Source organism: Photobacterium sp. 270122K (assembly GCF_059941365.1).
In genome coordinates, this window is sequence record NZ_JBPOEN010000005.1 from 180,771 (window position 1) to 199,503 (window position 18,733).

Genomic DNA, 18,733 nt, shown 5'->3' on the forward strand with positions numbered 1-18,733 from the left:
TATGCCGTGATAAAACGGTCATTACGAGATCACGGTAACAAAGCCACACACTCCCGACTATTCAACCCCGTTAACACTCCCTAAATTCCACTTTTATCTCCTATTTCCTCAGATTTTCAGAGCCGCAAAAGCCGATCTGAGAAAACAGGACACTGATGATTGTAATCGTGAAGAATGCACCGTGATAGGAAGAGTAATGTTTGTACATAGCCTGAAACACCCAAAGCAAAACACATTCTTAAAGCCAGAATACATAACAGGAATACAAACAATGAAAACCCCAAAAATCACATTTATCGGCGCAGGATCGACGATTTTCGTCAAAAATATCCTTGGCGACGTTTTCCATAAACCGGCCCTGAAAAATGCCGACATTGCCTTGATGGACATTGATGAGACCCGTTTAGAAGAGTCCCAAATCGTCGTCAGTAAATTGATGGAATCGGCCGGTGCGAACGGCCACATTACTTGCCACCTCAATCAGAAAGACGCCCTGCAAGACGCTGACTTTGTGGTCGTGGCTTTCCAGATCGGTGGTTACGAGCCTTGCACCGTCACCGACTTTGACGTGTGTAAGCGCCACGGGTTAGAGCAAACCATCGCCGATACCTTAGGCCCTGGCGGCATTATGCGCTCGCTACGTACGATTCCTCACTTGTGGCAAATCTGTGAAGACATGAGTGAAGTATGCCCGAGTGCCACCATGCTCAACTACGTTAACCCGATGGCGATGAACACTTGGGCGATGTATGAGAAATACCCACACATCAAACAAGTTGGGTTGTGCCATTCCGTACAAGGTACCGCTGAAGAGTTAGCGCGCGATTTAGATATTGATTACCGTGACTTACGTTTTACCTGCGCCGGTATCAACCATATGGCCTACTACTTGACGCTAGAAAAGAAAACGGCTGACGGTAAGTACGTCGACTTTTACCCAGACATGCTCGCGGCCTTTGAGCGTGGTGATGTCCCCAAGCCGGGGCTGCATCACAACGGCCGCTGTATGAACTTGGTGCGCTACGAAATGTTCAAAAAGCTGGGCTATTTCGTCACAGAATCTTCTGAGCATTTTTCCGAGTACACCCCTTACTTCATCAAGCCGAACCGTCCTGATTTGATTGAACGCTACAAAGTGCCACTCGACGAATACCCAAAACGCTGCGTAGAGCAAATCGCGAGCTGGAAGCAGGATTTAGAATCCTTTAAAACCGCCGATAAGATTGAAGTGAAAGAATCACATGAATATGCCAGCACCATCATGAATGCCATTTGGACAGGGATCCCGAGCGTGATTTACGGCAACGTGAAAAATAACGGTTTGATCGACAACCTGCCGCAAGGCTGCTGTGTGGAAGTGGCATGTCTGGTGGATGCTAATGGGATCCAGCCAACGAAAGTCGGTACAATCCCTAACCATTTAGCCGCATTGATGCAGACAAACGTCAATGTTCAGACCCTGCTGACAGAAGCCATTTTGACGGAAAACCGTGACCGGATTTATCACGCCGCCATGCTTGACCCGCACACAGCGGCAGTATTGGGCATCGAGGAAATCTATGCGCTGGTCGATGACTTAATTGACGCGCATCAAGGCTGGTTACCTGCATGGTGCCATCAATAGTGGCGCCACAAGTAAGCCTTGAAATAAAACGTTTACATCAAAGTAATAAATAGAAAAGCAATACATCAACCTTACGTGAACATTACTAGACATACCCCCTGAGTGCGGGGGGTAAGGAGACCCAATGAGTGTGTCTATGAATACCAAGCTGAGTTATGGCTTCGGTGCTTTCGGCAAGGACTTTGCTATCACCATCGTTTATATGTATTTGATGTTTTACTACACGGATGTTGCCGGTATATCGGCCGGCGTAGTGGGGACTATCTTCCTTGTGGCGAGGATCTGGGATGCGGTGAATGACCCTATCATGGGTTGGATCGTGAACAATACCCAAACCCGTTGGGGCAAATTTAAGCCGTGGATCTTTATTGGTACGGTGGCGAACTCGGTTGTCCTCTACCTACTCTTTAATGCGCACTATTTTGAAGGCCCGTGGCTGATCGCCTACGCTGCCGTGACCTACATATTGTGGGGCATGACGTACACCTTGATGGACATTCCGTTTTGGTCTTTGGTGCCGACGTTGACCTTGGATAAGCGTGAGCGTGAAGAGTTAGTGCCTTATCCACGCTTCTTTGCCAGCCTTGCTTGGGTCGTAACAGCGGCTATCGCGATGCCCTTTATCAACTATGTCGGTGGTGAGGATAAAGGCTTTGGTTTCCAAATCTTTACGGTACTGTTGATTGTCTGCTTCGCATTCTCTACATACATTACACTGCGTAATGTCAAAGAACGCTACTCGTCCGACAAGTTGGATGCAGACCAACCACAAGAGAAAATTTCACTCAAGGAAATGGTGTCGCTGATTTACAAAAACAGCCAACTGTCCTGCGTGTTAGTGATGGCACTGTCGTATAACCTTGCCACCAATATCATCACAGCCTTCGCGGTGTACTACTTCACCTATGTGGTCGGCAACGAAGAACTCTTCCCGTACTACATGGCGTACGCTGGGATCGCAAACCTTGTCACCCTTGTCCTGTTCCCTAAGCTGGCGAAAATGTTCTCACGCCGCGTGCTATGGGCGGGCGCATCAGGCTTCCCTATCCTTGGTAGCTTAGTGCTGATTTACCTTGGCATGTACGACCAACAAAGCATCCTTCTGATCTCACTGGCCGGTGTATTGTTGCAAATCGGTACTGCTCTGTTCTGGGTATTGAACGTGATTATGGTGGCAGACACGGTGGATTACGGCGAATACAAATTGGGTGTGCGTTGTGAAAGTATTGCGTACTCGGTGCAAACACTGGTCGTAAAAGCAGGCTCCGCCTTTGCCGCCTTCTTTATTGGTATTGCGCTAACCATCGTTAACTACGTGCCAAATGTTGAGCAATCACCGGAAACCATCTTTGGTATGCAGTGCGTGATGATTGGTTTGCCGAGCATCTTCTTTGCCATCGCGTTAGCGCTCTACTACCGCTACTACAAGCTTAATGGCGCGTACCACCAGCAAATCCAAGATCACCTCACCGCGAAATATGCGCATGTAACAGCGGATCCTGCGGACGCTGACGGTGACAAAGGCACAGTGAAACCGGCTCCAGCGGTGTAACCGTTCAAGTTACATGAACGACTCCACCTAGAGCCTCTGTAAAGAGGCTCTTTTTAAAGGTCTATCCAATAACAATAACCATCAATACCTTGCCCACAATAACGAGAATGAAGATGAAACTAAAACGATTGGCCCCCATTATTGCCGCAGCATTTACACTGAATATATCCACCAGCATGGCATCTTCTTTATCTGATGTAGCGCCATATTCTTCCCACGGCAAACATAATCTCATTAACAATCCAAGCTTTGAAAATAAAGGTCTTGGCTGGAGCTATTGGTTCGCCAATATAAAAAGTGATGACGCCTATTCTGGCACTTATCGAGGCCGTATTGCTCAAGGAAAAAACCACTACATTGCACAAACAATCACCGTACCTAAAACGGGATATTATGACTTATCCGCTTATGTCAGAAGCCCTAATGACAATGCTAAGATGGGATTGCGAAATCTCGCCAATGAAACCCTTATTTCGACCCCGTTACAACAGAGTCAGCGCTATAAATACAATCGACTTAAGAACATCCCATTGGAAAAAGGGGAAACATTACAAGTCTTCTTTTCTGGCTCATCCAAAGGAGGTGTAAGTGTCGATGACGTATCATTACATCCCTCTTCAAAAAACAAACCGCTGAGCTTTAATCAAGTCGTGGCATTTGGCGTAGAGCAACAATCCGGTGAGACAATCATCAACAGAAATAAGAAACACATTCAGATCGCCCTCCCTTACGGTACTGATCTGGAAAATATACGCGTGAGCAACGCTCAGTACTCATCCGGCACCAAAGCAACCATCAAAACCGGCGATATTATTGACGCCAGTGAACCCATGATAATTAAACTGGTCAATGAAAAAGGAAAAACCCAGCGCTGGAAACTGACGGCCATTGAGCAAGAAAAAGAAGTTATGGTGACATCTTCAAATCAAAAGCTTCAAGACTCCTTTGGCTGGGCAATAGAAAAAACACGCCAATTTGTCATGACCGGCCAAAACGACTTGGTCAACCGTGATGAATTTAACAACGATGGCAGTGGTACCGCGGACTATATCCCCTCTTACTGGGCCGGATATTTTGATCGTACCGCCTTCTATTCTCGCGACTTTTTGCATCAGGCAGCGGGGGCACAACTGGCAGGTTTGGATATCGAGAACTTCTCTATGTTCCAAACCTTTGCGAAGCATTCAACTGAATCTCGCAAGTGGTACACCCTATGGGCAGTCAACTTTGATGGTTCACCGCATACCATTGATTACAAACATGATGAATGGTTCGTGCGCGAAGTGCCGGCCCAGTTCGAGTTTATAGAAAAAGCCTGGGAACAATATCAGTGGACCGGCGATAAACGTTATCTCGAAGACCCTGATTTATGGCGTTTCTATACCAAAGTACTGACTGATTATATCGCCCTTCATGACGATCAAGACCCGAACGGTATCGCAGAAGGTTATGGCGGCATTTTTGAAGGATCTGCAACCTACAATGAACGCGGCGAGTTTCCGATTGAAGCCGGTGACGGTATTGGCTCTCAATATCAAGCAACCGTCGCCTATGCCGCAATGCTAGAGGCCAAAGAGGAATATGGCGAAGCGAAAATCTGGCAAGAAAAAGCGCAGCAACTGAAAGGCTTCTTCAATCAGCAATGGAGTGATGCAGGTTCGTCGGACCCATTAGCAAACTACGTCAATATTGTGCAAAAAGACGGTTTCCGAATGAATGACTTCGGGAAAGAGAACAGTTGGTTTATGCCGATGAAATTAATCACCGAACCGGGAGCGCGCAATGATCGTTATCTCGACTTTATCGCCGAGAATCTGGGTAATGGTATTGGTTCAACGCCGCAAGCACCACACAATATCGAGGCTTACACCTACATTCCCGAAACGTACTTCCCCTACAACCGCAATGAGGAAGCGTGGAAGTGGATGCAGTACATTATGGACGTAAAAGATCTGCCGCATGAACGACCAACACAGGGGACGAACGGCGATTACCCAGAAATCTCCTTCACCTTCATTTCAAACACCATTGAAGGTTTAATGGGGATCAAACCGGATGCCGCCAATGACCGGATTATTACCGCGTCGCATCTTACGCACGATATAGACTGGCTGGCGGTGGATAACCTCATCATGGGCGATTTTGAACTGGCCATTAATCACGAAGGCGTGAAGAAGACCAGCCTAACCAATAAATCATCCGGCACGCTCACTTGGCAAGCATGGTTCTATGGCGAACATCCTATCTTGCTGGTGAATGGCAAAGTGATTGACGCTCAGCACAAAGTGGTCAATGGGCAACCTGTCAGCTATGTCGATGTCAGCGTGACTGGTGACACGACACAGGTTGTAGAGACAGTATCCCACGAATCTTAACGCTTGTTCTCTGTAAGAGAAGTGTCACTTTTCTCGCAATAAAAAAGACGCCTTCGACCTGTTCGAAGGCGTTTTCAAGTATTTAAATCAATCACTCTCTATTCTATTATTTCGTGGGAGATTGATACCAACATAGATGCCTACCAGAATACAAACAACGGTTGATAAGCCCGCTACCGATAACACAGGCATCGCGACCAACAACTGAGTATCATTACCTCCCCCTGCCATCACCGCGCCTAATCCCATCAGCACACCCGCCACTAAGTGTTTAGCTAATCGCGTCATAGGACTCCATCTCAGTGCAAATGACCCGGTAAATAACGCGGTGCTTACCATCCCGGCTATCAGCGATACCATCAATATGAACCGCTCACTGCTTGGCCACTCCTCTGCTCTCCCATGCCATAGCGACGTACCCATGGATTTCAATAACCCACTCGGTGTCCAGTGCGGTTCATACAAGAAAACGAAGCCCGCCATTAACCCAATACCCAACATAGAGAGCCACAACTTTCGATTGTTCGCCGTCATAAAATAGCAACTCACCATAATGACGAACGAAATAAGCCCAAGGAATGCGTATCGTGACAAGTCAGATACAACCAATTTTTCTCCTTTGAGCTCAGCAGGTAACGCCGGAGCAAAAAACAACCACGCGACTAACCACCCTACTATGGTTGCCAGCATAACCACTTCGCCACGCGCTAAACGGCTGATTGTTGATACCCCACACCCACTATTAATCGCTGCGCCAATACCAAACAAAAAACCACCAAACAGTGAAAACAGACTCGGTAAAAAAGCGGCAGATAAGACACGCCCTTCCATTACCGAACCTAACACCATCGACACCCAAGCCAACGAACCACTTAACACAATTGCCACAAGAAACATTGGCGATCCGCTTGTTGCTTCTTTAACGCCCCTAACCATACAAAGGCCTGTTGTTTGGGCGAGATACCCCAACAGAAAGATGCAGAATAAAGCGAGGGCAAACAGCATACATAGCCTCCAAATGGGATGGATTGTAATATCACCACCCGGTAAATATAGTCAAAACATGGAAAGCTAAAGGCTGAATATGGGCAAGACGCTTATTTGTTCTAAAGTTGCAGGAAGTGGATAGATCCAGTAAAAACCTGAAATGGATAACTGTCACATCAAGTCTGAATTAGTACAACGGACTTTGCTCAATCACAATTCAGACTACGATACGGAAAAAGAAAAGGGATCCACCTCAAACGTCCCTTTTTTGCAACAAGGGCACACTTCACCGTTCAATTTTTGATCAGAAATGATATTAGCGGATACACATTTTGGACAAACTGAGGTGGGTGCTAATGAATCAACCATGAATTCATGACCACACCCTAGGCATAAATGTGGGTCATCATTACCTATACAATGTGATAAGTCATCCATATATGGGTGATATACGTAACGCTTTTGTCCCTTATCATCAAGGTAATATGCATTAGCGTCAGACCAAGATTCGATACTCTTCTTGCAATACGTGCATACAAACAATGTTGATATTGCCATAGTTTAATATCCCGAAGAAAGACTTGAATGTTTAATTAATTTATTCACCCTGCATACTCAGTAAACGATGCATATTGTTTAGCCAACGTGTCACCGACCCATTCCTGATATTTGACTCAATCACACCATCCCAAAAGCGCTCTGTTCTCACAAGGCGTATCATCCAGCAAATACAATCTCGAAAAGAGGCTTGATGTAACCATGCGCCTAAATCAGTGAATGCGTCGATATCGTTAACATAAAAGGGAGCATTGTAGTCAATATGTGTAACCATGAGATCATGCTTATATGCCATCGAATACAATGCGATATCTGCAGGGTCTTGACGCTCAATGTGTACCGAGACTTCAGAAACAAAGTCTTTGACCTGCTGATTAGTCGGACGCTGGAGTAACCACATGGCAGTATCACTAATTTGACTCTCCCACGCTAACTTAAGCTGCCACTTTGATGGTATAGCTGATGAGCCATAGTAAGCCCCTGCAAGCTGACCAAATATTGCTGCCGTCGTATCAGCATCATCACCCAAATTAGCAGCCAATAGAGCGCCATCTTCAAAGCTTTCACTATTTACAAAACACCAAAGTGCGGCCTCTAAAGAGGCAACAACATAACCCGTGCCATGAATACTTGCTCGTGATTTACTGAAGAACTGACACTCTGCAATAGCACGAACCTCAGGGTGACAATCCTTTGAAAGCTGCAAGTAATCCGTAAGTGTCGTTTTCAAAAACACTTCACGATCAGGTATGTGTTCACTATTTAGCAATCGGTGAATGAGCAATGTCATGATTTCACACGCTTGAACGCATCGCTCTTCTCCATGCGTTGTCAGTGAGCTTAACTTGGCCGCCTGCATCGCTTGTTGCTCATTATCATGTGCGAAAAACAAAGCTATCGGCGCAACACGCATCAGACTACCGTTGCCTGCCGAAAAAGGAGACGTAGATCCTGATTGAGGATTGCCTGTACTTTCATAACTGGATAACGCGGTTTGAACCGTCATACCAATATCAAAGCACGTATCATTACAAGAATTCTCACCATGACGGTACCAACGAACATATCTCTGCATCTGATCATTTAGGTCCATATCGCCCTTTTCAATCAAACTATCTGCCAGGCACAGCATCATGGATGTATCATCAGTCCATTGCCCAGGTTCTAAATCAAATGGGCCGCCCCCTACCATATCGGTTAAAGCGGTATAACTGTCCTTGGGTTTAAACTCTAAGGTCGTGCCTAAGGCATCGCCTGCTGCAAGTCCTAACAATGCACCTGTTGCACGGGATATTTGAAATTCTTTTACTGTTTCCACGTTATTTAGTTCTCAAATTTATTGGCCAACTGACTGTCATTAGGTGAATCTTATGGGCCACATTTCTTTTCGGTATCATGCTCACTTTCGCTTTACATTCTTCACTATCTGGAACGTGCATTTTTCCGTTCCTATTTACTGTCTATGAGCGCTATACTAACGACATTGGCGACAAAAAATGTCGCCTGTTGGAATTTTTCATCGGTCGAATCATGAGTTTACAAATACAACGTTATCAAAAAGTCTTAGAGTCTATTCCCTGCTACCCAGAGTGCATTTCAAGCCTAGAGATCAAAGAGCGATTACAATCAGCAGGGCTACTGAATGCCAAAGCTGATGAAAAAAGCCAATTGCGCACGGTTCAGCGTTGTATCAATGCTGTCGTGGCAGACCACGAGAGCATTGAGATATATGATGAGAGCAGGCCATACTCATACCAAATTGCTAAGGGTCATCGTCACCCTATCAAGCCCGATGGCATGTCTTCCGTGGTCTCTCTACAAGTAATTGAAAAAGAAATCAAAGCAATGCTCCCCCCTACTCTCCGCTCTGATGTTAATGCTATTTTTTCATCACTTAAGCAAGTCAATACGAAACAAACCAAACTATGGCGAGAGCGGTTCTGTTACTTCCAAAACGAACATCCTTTGCTCGCCCCGACTGTTAACAATACGTTTTTTAAGCTGATTGAAACTGCGCTACTGAATAAAAGAGATATTGCTTTTACTTATCAAAAACGTGGTGCGGCAGAGCCTAATAGTTACCTTTCAACCCCTTTAGGGCTGTTTCTCCACGGCAATAGTTTTTATCTTGTTGGGCTCGTTCCCGGCACACTCGATGACTTTCGTATTTTTGCTCTGCACCGTATTCATAGCCTAAAGCTCAGCTTTAGCAGTACAAAAACATTAGAACAGTTTAATATTCGTGAATATGTACAGCAGAATGCGCACCACTTTTTTGGCGGAGATATCCAGAAAGTCGTTCTTAAAATTGAAAACTACCATGGCCTGCACCTAATTGAAGAGACCTTACTTTCTACCGAACAAAAAATTCTCGGCCATGAAAATGGCTATACCACAATAGAAGCCGAAGTTCGCGACAGTCATGCTTTTGAATGGTGGTTAATGAAGCATGCCAATATTATCGAGGTAGTTACTCCACTCACACTGAGAGAGAAAATGATCGACAACCTCAAATCTGGATTAAAAATGTACAACATTCACTCATGATGTCGTGGCTTTATGACATTAGTCGGAATTTGATGTCAGATGTTTTATTAGCACTATGGTTTGAGTCGCCGAGTATCACTCGGTCGACTCACCATTCCTAAAATCAATGTCGCTGACTTAATTCATAAGACCGACCAAATCACTTAAATTTGGCTTAGTAAGGAGCAATTGAGTATCCTGATGATTGCGATCGCTCGTTTCGGTTTATTCCGTTCACCTACTCCTACCGTTTTGTCGTTCTTTTTCTACTCTAAGTGATCGGATTGCCCATCTTTCTCATTAACTCACTTCTCAAGCCTACTCAATGACTATCGTACACCAGCTGCTCCATGAAAGCGGCTACAATGTTGTACCACTCTTAATGAGTCTGTTTTATTACATGCAAGTAACACAAAAAAATAGATGACAGTGCTGAGAAAACAAACCAAATCGTACGATTTACTGTAAGACCTGCCCAATACTCGGAATTTAGTGTTGACTGCGCAACACATTAGTCATCATTTGTTATGTGCATTTTTCAATCAATAATTTTTAATTTTAGCTTCAAACACTGAGACATAATACTCACGAAAAGCTTGTTTCATTTTGTTTTTAGTTTCTTGTGAAACTCTAGGTCGTTCATTAATTAGTGGAGAAAATTTGTTAACCATTTTTGTTTCATTTTGTGTGTATTCAGAAATTTCACATGGCATGAAATATAAGTCAAATATTGCATCAGGGTACAGTCCTAACACGTAGTTTTGGAAAAAATTCAATTTATAGTCATTAGGAGAGTGAATTTGAAAATTGTTGAAATAATCAGATAATCTCCTCTTCAGAGATTTAGTTTTTCCAACATAGACTCTATATTGTTGAGACTTAATTTCCATAACCCAGAAATACACACCAGTAACGTTACAATGATCTTTTTGCAAAGAATGACAGATTTCTAACTCGATATCGTTTCTTGTCATATCCATCAAATTGACGTTTTTAGCAACTAATTTAAAATTAGCTTGTAAGCTTACAATCATTTCACTCGTAAACTTGAATTTGTCAAAACTAGAACTCATTCTACACCCGAATTATTATCATATTGATTTATACGCTTTTTGATAAGACCTTTAAAATACAAATTAAATCATAAGCTTACAGTCACCCTGTGAAATATGGTATTTAACTTTCTATTATCAATGGTTGGCTCAGGCACATAGCCCAGTTAAGGGATGAGCTATGCAATACCGATGCTATCGCAAACCACCTCAATCACAGAAACTAAAGCACTGTATAAATCCCACACGTCATGCATTAATCTTAAACAATTTATTGAACGAAGCTACTCTGCGGCAGAGTAAAGCATACTCATCCCATATTCTCAACAATGTGCATACAGCGCCAAATGACCGTACAAGGAGGTAAAAACCACGCATGCCGTCCCGACAATGATTGATGTCGATATGAATTAAGACTAACATTACGCCACTGAAATGCGAATGTATAAGCAAAACATTGACTTAAGTTGCACAGAATTTTATGAAAAAGCCGAATCTGACGTCCAATGATATCGCCAAAGAACTGGGTGTTTCCCAATCGATGGTTTCTCGCGCCTTTAACCCGAATGCCAGTATTAGCGACGACAAACGTGCTTATATCTTAGAGGGTGCGGCAAAGTTGGGCTATAAGCCTAACGCGTTAGCGCGCAGCTTGATCTCGAAACGTTCGGGACTCATTGCCATCGCATTGGACAGTAGCGCCAACCCAATGTATGACTTGCAAGCCCGTATGCTAGCGTTAGAAATACAGGCGAAAGGCGGCCATGCCATTCTCTGCCCTATCTCAAATGGCGATCTTGATTCTGCCATTCAAAGAGCGTTTGAATATCAAGTCGATGGTTTAATCATTGCCACCAGCCGATTAAGCAGTCACGTCATTGAGCAGTGCGAAAAATATGGGGTATGTTTAAGCTTTATTAATCGATACATTGGTGACGTCAGAGCCAACAGTGTGGGCCTTGATAATGATGATGCAGGCAATCAAGCCGCTGACTACTTTTTCAAAAAAGGCTGTTCGGTGTTCGCGTTTGTGGGCAGTGAAGAAGGATCCATGACCTGTGAATTGCGTTGGAATGCCTATCGCCGCAGAGTCATGGAACTGGGATTAGCAGAGCCGATTAGAATACCTGCGTCATTCGACATTGAATCAGGCATGCAAGCCGCCGAGCAATTGATCAACAGCGACCATAACGTTGATGCCGTTTTCTGTGCTAACGACATTATCGGCATTGGGTTCATTGAAGGGTTAAAAGCACATAATCATACCGGTTATAAAATTATCGGTGTCGATGATATCCCGATGGCATCCTGGCCTTCTTACCAACTGTCAACAATCAAGCCACCGACAGATCGCATCTGTCAGTCTGCCGTCGACGATCTGTTTGACCGCATTCACGGCAACAACGAAAAAACCGGCGAGTATATTTTATTTAAAGGCACCTTAGTCGAACGCGCGTCTTAACCGATAACTGTCACACCTCTTTTCTGGATAGTCGAGCATCACCCCACTTTAGCGATGATGCTCGACTACTCTCCCCTTCTTAGCACCGCTCAAATAAAATCCCATCATTTCACCAGCCTCTCGTAATCTCAAAATGCCCTCGATATGAGGACTTACCGGATAGGCCTTCCCTTTGGCCCTCATGCCATTCCTGCTCAACACTTGCAATCAAACCACAAAACAAATAACAAAACACAAATTCAACAGATTAATTACAACACAGGCATTTTGATTGACTGGATACGTTTTATCCAACACTCGGCCTTTTCATCCATTGCTACTCTGTTTATCCCTCACTCGCCCAATTACCGACCAGTTATCGCTCATAAATCAGACCGAACCAGATAATGTAGGTGATAAGCATCACACTAAAGAGGTATGTATCGCCATAAATTGCCGTATTCTGATTTATGTCAATAAATAGAAAAATGCAATCGTCTAAATTTCTTTGCATACGTAGGCAAGGAAGCGCCAATCAAAATGACTCTCTGTAACAAAGCACACAATGACAAACTGCATGGCAATGTATTCAATATCCAATTGTTTACGCTCGATGACGGGCCGGGCATTCGTACAGAGTTGTTCTTAAAAGGCTGCCCATTGCGTTGCCACTGGTGCGGAAATCCCGAAAGCTTTAAGCACTATATTCAACCTGGCATTTATACGAACAAATGCATCGGCAAGGATAAATGTGGCGCATGCATCGACGTCTGCCCTGACAGCAGCATGCTCACGTTTGTGGACGGTAAGTTGACGGATATTGACCGCGGTAAATGTACCAACTGCCTGAAATGTCATGACGCCTGCCCTTCTGATGCGGTCAAAAAATGGGGCAATACCCTGTCTATTGATGAATGCATGAAAATCATTCGTAAAGACAAAGGGTTTTATCAACGTTCTGGCGGCGGTGTCACCGTGTCTGGTGGCGACCCGATTGGTCAGGCTGATTTTGTCGCGAAACTGTTCAAAACCTGCCAAGCAGAAGATATCCATACCTGCCTAGAATCCAGCTTTTATGGCAAGTGGTCGCAATTGGAAAAAATCCTGCCGCATACGAATTTGGTCATCTCCGACATTAAGCATATGGATACGAAAATCCATAAAGCCTATACCGGTGTGTATAACGAGAGAATTTTAGCCAACCTCAAAAAACTGGCGGCAGAGAACATCGACTTTATTCTACGCATTCCGGTCATTCCGAACGTGAATGATGATGAAAAGAATATTCAAGCAACTGCTGACTTTATTGTGAATGAATTAGATAACAAAGTCAGAACGCTACAACTCTTAAGCTTTATGCGTCTTGGTGAAGAAAAATATCAATCATTAGGTTTGCCCTATCCAATGACAGATGTTGTTTTTGAAAGACAGGCATTCCAACAAAAGATCAAAAAGATCGCCGAGTACTTCAACAGCCGAGGTATTCATTGTGTTGTCGGCACAAAAGAAAAGTAACCGGAAATCATCATCTGTAACAACAGTTAATACCTTGGGGTTAATACCTTTGAGCTAAAACCTTGAGGTAGATACCTTGAGAGAATATTAACTGTCGAGTGAGCATGACGCTCACATTCGCAATAAATGTAATAACAAAGAGGATGGCACTTATCTTCTTTCTTATTGCATTTAATAAAATATAAGGATGTTACATGTACGAAGCAGTAGCAAATAAGCAAACGACCGCCGCTCGCGGTGTTGATACGTTTGATAAAGTATACGGCCTTGGGTATGAAGTCGGACACGATGACTGGTCACCGTACCCGCGTGTTAACTATCTGCGCCAAACCTTTTTAGATCGCCCGTATGAGATTGATGTCGAGCGACTACGTTTGGTGACCGAAGCATTCCAACAGCATGAAGTCGCGCCGCGCATTTTGCAAAGTGCTTATGCCTTTGAAAATATCCTGCTTAACACCACCCTTCATATTTATGACCAAGACCTTATTCTTGGTGAGATCGCCGCGCCAGCCAAAGCCTCTCCTATCTACCCAGAATTTTCTGTTGATTGGATCATTGATGAGATCACCCACTCACCTTTTGAAGAGCGCACCAACGACCAATTCTATATTCGCAACGATGAAGAACGTGCTGAAATTCTAGCGCTTTGTGCGTACTGGAAAGGCAAAACAGTGAATGAGATGATCACTGCCACGCTTGACCAAGACCAAAAGAATGGCTCTCACATCGGTGAGAAAATCTTCCAAACCAACAACTACCATTTTGCAGGCATCGGCCACTTCGCGATGGACTTTGCGAAGTTGATGAACGAAGGCTTTGATGGCGTTATTCAACAAGCCGAAGACGCGTTAGCGACACTGTCTAAACGCGACCCGGAATTTGCCAGCAAGCGTGACTACTACAAAGCCACACTGATCACCCAAAACGCAGCGAAACAATACATCACCCGCTACGCTGATTTGGCCAACCAAATGGCAGCCAATGAGTCGGATGAAACCCGGAAACAAGAACTCTCCGCAATGGCAGAGAACTGTTACCAAATTGCGGGCGGCGTACCACAAACCTTCTGGCAAGCCGTGCAGTTGTTTAACTTCGCGACCACACTGACGCAAATTGAAGGCAACGGTCACTCGATTTCTTACGGCCGTATGGATCAGTGGTTGCACCCTATTTACTTGGCGGATACACAAAACAACGGCACGTCGAAAGCATTCGTTCTTGAACTGCTTGAAGTGCTTTACGTCAAGATGAACAACCCAACCAAGCTGAAAGACAAAGGCACGGTACGCGTGCGTAACGGTCGTGGTTTTGGTGGCGAAAGCTTAACGATCGGCGGTATCGATACGCAAGGCAATGATGCCACAAATGATCTGACCATGCTGATGCTAGAAGCTTCTGTGCATACACGCATGATGAACCCGTGGGTGTGTGTGCGCATGCACGAAAATACCCCTTACGAACTCAAAGTCAAAGTTACCGAATGTATCCGTGCCGGTTACGGCCACCCGAAACTGTTTAACGATGCACCGGCAATCAAAGCGATGCTTGCCAAGGGCATGACACTGGAAGAAGCGCGTGATTATGCCGTGGTGGGTTGTGTTGAACCAACCATTCCGGGCAAAGAACACGGCTGGCAAGATGCGGGCTACATTAACGCCGCGAAGATGATGGAAATGGTGCTTAACCATGGTCGTCTGGTTGCGGGTCCAAATACCGATCTTCAGCTTGGGCCGGATACGGGCAGTTTAGAAACGTACCAATCGTTTGATGAAGTGCTTGCCAGCGTCGATAAGCAGTTTGAATTCTGGTGTGATCAGCTGTGTAGCAGCCTGAACATCACCGATAAAGTGCATGCTGCGCTTAAACCAACACCGTTTATTTCGGCGTTCTTCGAAGGCTGTATCGAATCAGGTCGAGACATGACCGCTGGCGGCGTGAAATACAATGGCATCGGCCCTCAAGCAGCGGGCATTGCGACCTGTGCGGACTCGTTAGCAACCATCAAAAAACTGATGTTTGAAGACAAGTCATACACCGGCACACAGCTGCTGGAAGCTCTACGTGATAACTGGGAAGGCCACGACAAGCTGTATGCACTGGTCAACAGCACCAAGATCCCACATTACGGTAATGATATCGACGAAGCTGATGAGCTATTCAAATACATGTTTGAATGCTACTGCAAAAACATCTCCGGTCGTCCAACCGTTCGCGGCGGCACTTTCAGCCCTGGTGTTTACACTGTTAACGCCAACGTGGGCATGGGTCTGTTTATGAATGCGTCTCTTGATGGCCGTAAAGCACTAGAGCCGATTTCAGACAACATGGGCCCAGTGCACACAGCGGGGGGTTCGCACGACTATGCCGGTCCAACCGCCGTAGTGAACTCGGTTACGAAAGTGGATCACAGTAAAGCCACCAACGGTACCCTGCTGAACCTACGTTTCCCGGAAGATTCAGTGGCCGAAGTCGAAGGTCGAGACATTCTGATCAGCTTTATTGATGAATACATGTCTAAACACGGTATGCACGTGCAATTCAACATCATGAGTGCCGACAAAATGCGAGCAGCTCAGAAGAACCCTGAACTGTACAAAGACATGCTGGTACGTGTGGCGGGTTACAGTGCGTACTTCGTTGAGCTGGGCAAGCCGTTGCAAGAAGATTTGATTTCTCGTACTGAGCTTCGCTTCTAATTCCATCATCTGACATACAACCAGGAGGATAGCTGGCCTATCCTCCTAACGTGGAGACTCTCTCGTGGATTTCGCTTTTAAACTCGACTACTTGTTGGTTGGTCTAATGCAAGTCATTGGTTTCTTTATTCAAGGAACCACAGGCTTTGGCTGTACCGTTATCGCCGCTCCAATCACCAATGGCTTACTGGGCACAACAATGGGTGTGCCTTACGGTACCGCCATTACTATCCCGTTCTTGTACTACTTGGCGATCAAAGGCCGTAAAGATATCTCGTGGCCAGATCTAGGGAAAATCGTCTTGCTCTGCGCGCCGGGCATTCTGATCGGCCAATACCTGTTCTACCAAATTTCACCAGAAACCGCCAAAGTGCTGATCGGCGCCATGGTAACGGTGATTGCCCTGATGAACCTGCACAAATACGTCGTTAAGCCACTGGTGATCAAAGAGATCGAAGAAAATGAAGTGGCTGACACACTTGTGAAGCGCATCTTCCGTTACGGCTGTTTGATTCTGGGCGGCATCGTTCACGGCGCGTTTAACATCGGTGGTCCACTGATCACGGTGTACACGCTGGAAGCGGTAAAAGACAAGAAGAAATTCCGTAACACCATGACCATGCTATGGGTGGTACTCAACTCTTGGAACCTGTTCAACCAACACCAAAACGGCGCGTTTACCAGCGAACTGAACAGCGCACTGTTAGTGGGTCTACCTCTTGCGGGCATTGGTTTCTTCTTCGGCATGCGTTTCCTAGAGAAAATCAACCGTGAGCAATTCCTACGTATCGTGTACGTAGTGCTGCTTATCATCGGTTCCAACATGCTACTGAGCAACATTCCATGGACGGCTGACAGCAAAATGATGTCAATGGTCGGCACCGTGATTGTGCTATCCGGTTACGCATTCAATGTATTCAAAAAACGCAAAGTGAATATTGAGAAGGTGCAGGCGCTGTAATGTTGTGCCGCCTCATCTAATTCATTGACTCAGCGTTATTTATTCGAATCAGTTTATCTACCCCAAGCCACCCATGTGGCGACGGGTAACTATTTAAAACCTAACAAGCGCGACCACACGGCGTGCTTGTTAGTTAAGGATCATGCAGTGAAAGACTTTAATTTTAAAATTCCACAAAACATTGAATTTGGCCTAGGCAGCTTGAATAAGTTACCGGAAATTCTGAGCAACAATAACTCCGATCACGTCTTTTTGATCTCTGACCGTGGGCTTGAAAGCCTTGGCGTTGTCGCAAAAGTACAAGCAATCATTGAGGCTGGCGGCATTAAATGCACCTCATATTTGGATGTGAAGCCTAATCCGACTATTACGATCGTCAATGAAGCCGTTGCCCTCTACAAAGAGTGCGGCGCAAGCAGCATTGTGGCGCTCGGCGGTGGTAGCCCGCTTGATGTAGCGAAAACCGTGGGTATTTTGGCGAAATTTGGTGGCGACATTAAACAGTATGAAGGTCTGAACAAAGTACCGGGCCCTATCGTACCGATGATCGCCATTCCAACAACGGCAGGCACAGGCAGCGAAGCGACGGCATCGTCTGTTATTACAGATGAAGCGATTAACTATAAGTTCTCTGTCGTTAGCTACGAAACACTGCCTAAATACGCGATTTTAGACCCACAACTGATCATGACCGCGCCAGCATCAATTGCCGCAGCCTGTGGTGTTGACGCACTTATTCACGCGATTGAAGCGTATGTGTCGAAAAATGCCTCGCCGTTTACCGATACGATGGCAGAAAAAGCCATGCAGCTGATTGGTGCGAACCTGCGTAAATTCGTGGCCAACCGTGAAGATGAAGACGCCGCGTGCGCCATGATGGTCGGCAGTAACTTCGCCGGTATCGCCTTTGCTTGGGCGCGCCTCGGTAACGTGCATGCCATGAGCCACCCAGTGAGTGCCTTCTACCACGTACCACACGGTGTCGCGAACTCGATTCTACTGCCTACCGTCATGAAGTTTAACGCCGTGGCAGACAAAGGCCGCTATGAAGTGATTTATAACTTCATCCGCCAAGGAAACACCCCGGTTGAACACTTTACGCCTGACATGCTCATCGAAGAGATCCAACAGCTAAACGATGACCTCAACATCCCAAGAACCCTGTCGGAAGTCGGTGTCAAAACCGATCTTATCGAAGAGATGGCCAAAGACGCGATGAAGAGCGGCAACGTGCTGTGTAACCCGCGTGAAACCACGCTTGAAGATATGATTGAGCTTTACAAGCAAGCGATCTAATCGACCCATTGCGCTCTCGTCAGTCACTGACAATAGCGAGAGCGCAATAACAAAAATTCAATATATAACCTCTTAGTATTTCGGCCAATCCGAGCGCACATCACCCGGACATCACGAGTGGTTATAAATGGAATTTTTTGAGATTAT

Annotated in this window: 12 protein-coding genes; 9 read left to right on the forward strand and 3 right to left on the reverse strand. The window is 45.4% G+C overall.

Annotated features, from left to right (window positions below):
* Window positions 1–271 precede the first annotated feature (271 nt).
* The 3 genes from ACSF8W_RS11330 to ACSF8W_RS11340 all read left to right on the forward strand — a co-directional run bounded on the left by ACSF8W_RS11330 (window position 272) and on the right by ACSF8W_RS11340 (window position 5,551).
* Entirely contained in the window at window positions 272–1,624 is a 1,353-nt protein-coding gene (locus ACSF8W_RS11330; RefSeq protein WP_500847439.1) for an alpha-glucosidase/alpha-galactosidase, read from the forward strand.
* Window positions 1,625–1,748: 124 nt separating this feature from the next.
* A complete protein-coding gene (melB, locus tag ACSF8W_RS11335) occupies window positions 1,749–3,176 on the forward strand; it encodes a melibiose:sodium transporter MelB (protein ID WP_500847440.1) in 1,428 nt (475 codons plus the stop codon).
* Between the two features lie 113 nt (window positions 3,177–3,289).
* A complete protein-coding gene (locus ACSF8W_RS11340; protein WP_500847441.1) occupies window positions 3,290–5,551 on the forward strand; it encodes a carbohydrate binding domain-containing protein in 2,262 nt (753 codons plus the stop codon).
* An 87-nt stretch (window positions 5,552–5,638) separates the two neighbouring features.
* On the opposite strand, the gene ACSF8W_RS11345 is transcribed toward ACSF8W_RS11340, so the two are convergent.
* Together ACSF8W_RS11345 and ACSF8W_RS11350 are read right to left on the reverse strand one after the other, a co-directional pair.
* A complete protein-coding gene (locus ACSF8W_RS11345; protein ID WP_500847442.1) occupies window positions 5,639–6,448 on the reverse strand; it encodes a YeeE/YedE thiosulfate transporter family protein in 810 nt (269 codons plus the stop codon).
* Window positions 6,449–7,136: 688 nt separating this feature from the next.
* Window positions 7,137–8,414 carry an ADP-ribosylglycohydrolase family protein gene (locus tag ACSF8W_RS11350; protein WP_500847443.1) on the reverse strand — a complete coding sequence of 426 codons (1,278 nt, stop codon included), beginning with the start codon at window positions 8,412–8,414 and terminating at the stop codon, window positions 7,137–7,139.
* A 212-nt stretch (window positions 8,415–8,626) separates the two neighbouring features.
* Between ACSF8W_RS11350 and ACSF8W_RS11355 the strand changes: the two genes are divergently transcribed.
* On the forward strand, window positions 8,627–9,643 hold the full coding sequence (locus tag ACSF8W_RS11355) for a helix-turn-helix transcriptional regulator (protein WP_500847444.1): 1,017 nt from the start codon (window positions 8,627–8,629) through the stop codon (window positions 9,641–9,643).
* 521 nt (window positions 9,644–10,164) lie between these two features.
* Here ACSF8W_RS11355 and ACSF8W_RS11360 read toward each other — a convergent pair.
* Window positions 10,165–10,656, reverse strand: a complete 492-nt coding sequence (locus ACSF8W_RS11360; protein ID WP_500847445.1) for a hypothetical protein — start codon at window positions 10,654–10,656, stop codon at window positions 10,165–10,167.
* Window positions 10,657–11,155: 499 nt separating this feature from the next.
* On the opposite strand from ACSF8W_RS11360, the gene ACSF8W_RS11365 reads away from it, so the two are divergent.
* From ACSF8W_RS11365 to ACSF8W_RS11385, 5 genes are all read left to right on the forward strand, one after another.
* Window positions 11,156–12,136, forward strand: a complete 981-nt coding sequence (locus tag ACSF8W_RS11365) for a LacI family DNA-binding transcriptional regulator (protein ID WP_428478054.1) — start codon at window positions 11,156–11,158, stop codon at window positions 12,134–12,136.
* A 519-nt stretch (window positions 12,137–12,655) separates the two neighbouring features.
* Window positions 12,656–13,630, forward strand: coding sequence for a (2S)-3-sulfopropanediol dehydratase activating enzyme (gene hpfH / locus ACSF8W_RS11370; RefSeq protein WP_500847446.1), 975 nt, complete (start codon window positions 12,656–12,658; stop codon window positions 13,628–13,630).
* A 194-nt stretch (window positions 13,631–13,824) separates the two neighbouring features.
* Window positions 13,825–16,329: a (2S)-3-sulfopropanediol dehydratase gene (hpfG, locus tag ACSF8W_RS11375; RefSeq protein WP_500847447.1), complete on the forward strand. Its 2,505-nt coding sequence runs from the start codon at window positions 13,825–13,827 to the stop codon at window positions 16,327–16,329.
* Window positions 16,330–16,393: 64 nt separating this feature from the next.
* Entirely contained in the window at window positions 16,394–17,290 is an 897-nt protein-coding gene (locus ACSF8W_RS11380; protein ID WP_428478057.1) for a sulfite exporter TauE/SafE family protein, read from the forward strand.
* A 147-nt stretch (window positions 17,291–17,437) separates the two neighbouring features.
* A complete protein-coding gene (locus tag ACSF8W_RS11385) occupies window positions 17,438–18,586 on the forward strand; it encodes an iron-containing alcohol dehydrogenase (protein ID WP_500847448.1) in 1,149 nt (382 codons plus the stop codon).
* Window positions 18,587–18,733: the final 147 nt, after the last annotated feature.

Coding starts and splice junctions, on each gene's coding strand:
- ACSF8W_RS11330 (WP_500847439.1), top strand. CDS start 272: ATGAAAACCCCAAAAATCACATTTATCGGCGCAGGATCGACGATTTTC.
- melB (WP_500847440.1), top strand. CDS start 1,749: ATGAGTGTGTCTATGAATACCAAGCTGAGTTATGGCTTCGGTGCTTTC.
- ACSF8W_RS11340 (WP_500847441.1), top strand. CDS start 3,290: ATGAAACTAAAACGATTGGCCCCCATTATTGCCGCAGCATTTACACTG.
- ACSF8W_RS11345 (WP_500847442.1), bottom strand. CDS start 6,448: ATGTTTCTTGTGGCAATTGTGTTAAGTGGTTCGTTGGCTTGGGTGTCG.
- ACSF8W_RS11355 (WP_500847444.1), top strand. CDS start 8,627: ATGAGTTTACAAATACAACGTTATCAAAAAGTCTTAGAGTCTATTCCC.
- ACSF8W_RS11360 (WP_500847445.1), bottom strand. CDS start 10,656: ATGATTGTAAGCTTACAAGCTAATTTTAAATTAGTTGCTAAAAACGTC.
- ACSF8W_RS11365 (WP_428478054.1), top strand. CDS start 11,156: ATGAAAAAGCCGAATCTGACGTCCAATGATATCGCCAAAGAACTGGGT.
- hpfH (WP_500847446.1), top strand. CDS start 12,656: ATGACTCTCTGTAACAAAGCACACAATGACAAACTGCATGGCAATGTA.
- hpfG (WP_500847447.1), top strand. CDS start 13,825: ATGTACGAAGCAGTAGCAAATAAGCAAACGACCGCCGCTCGCGGTGTT.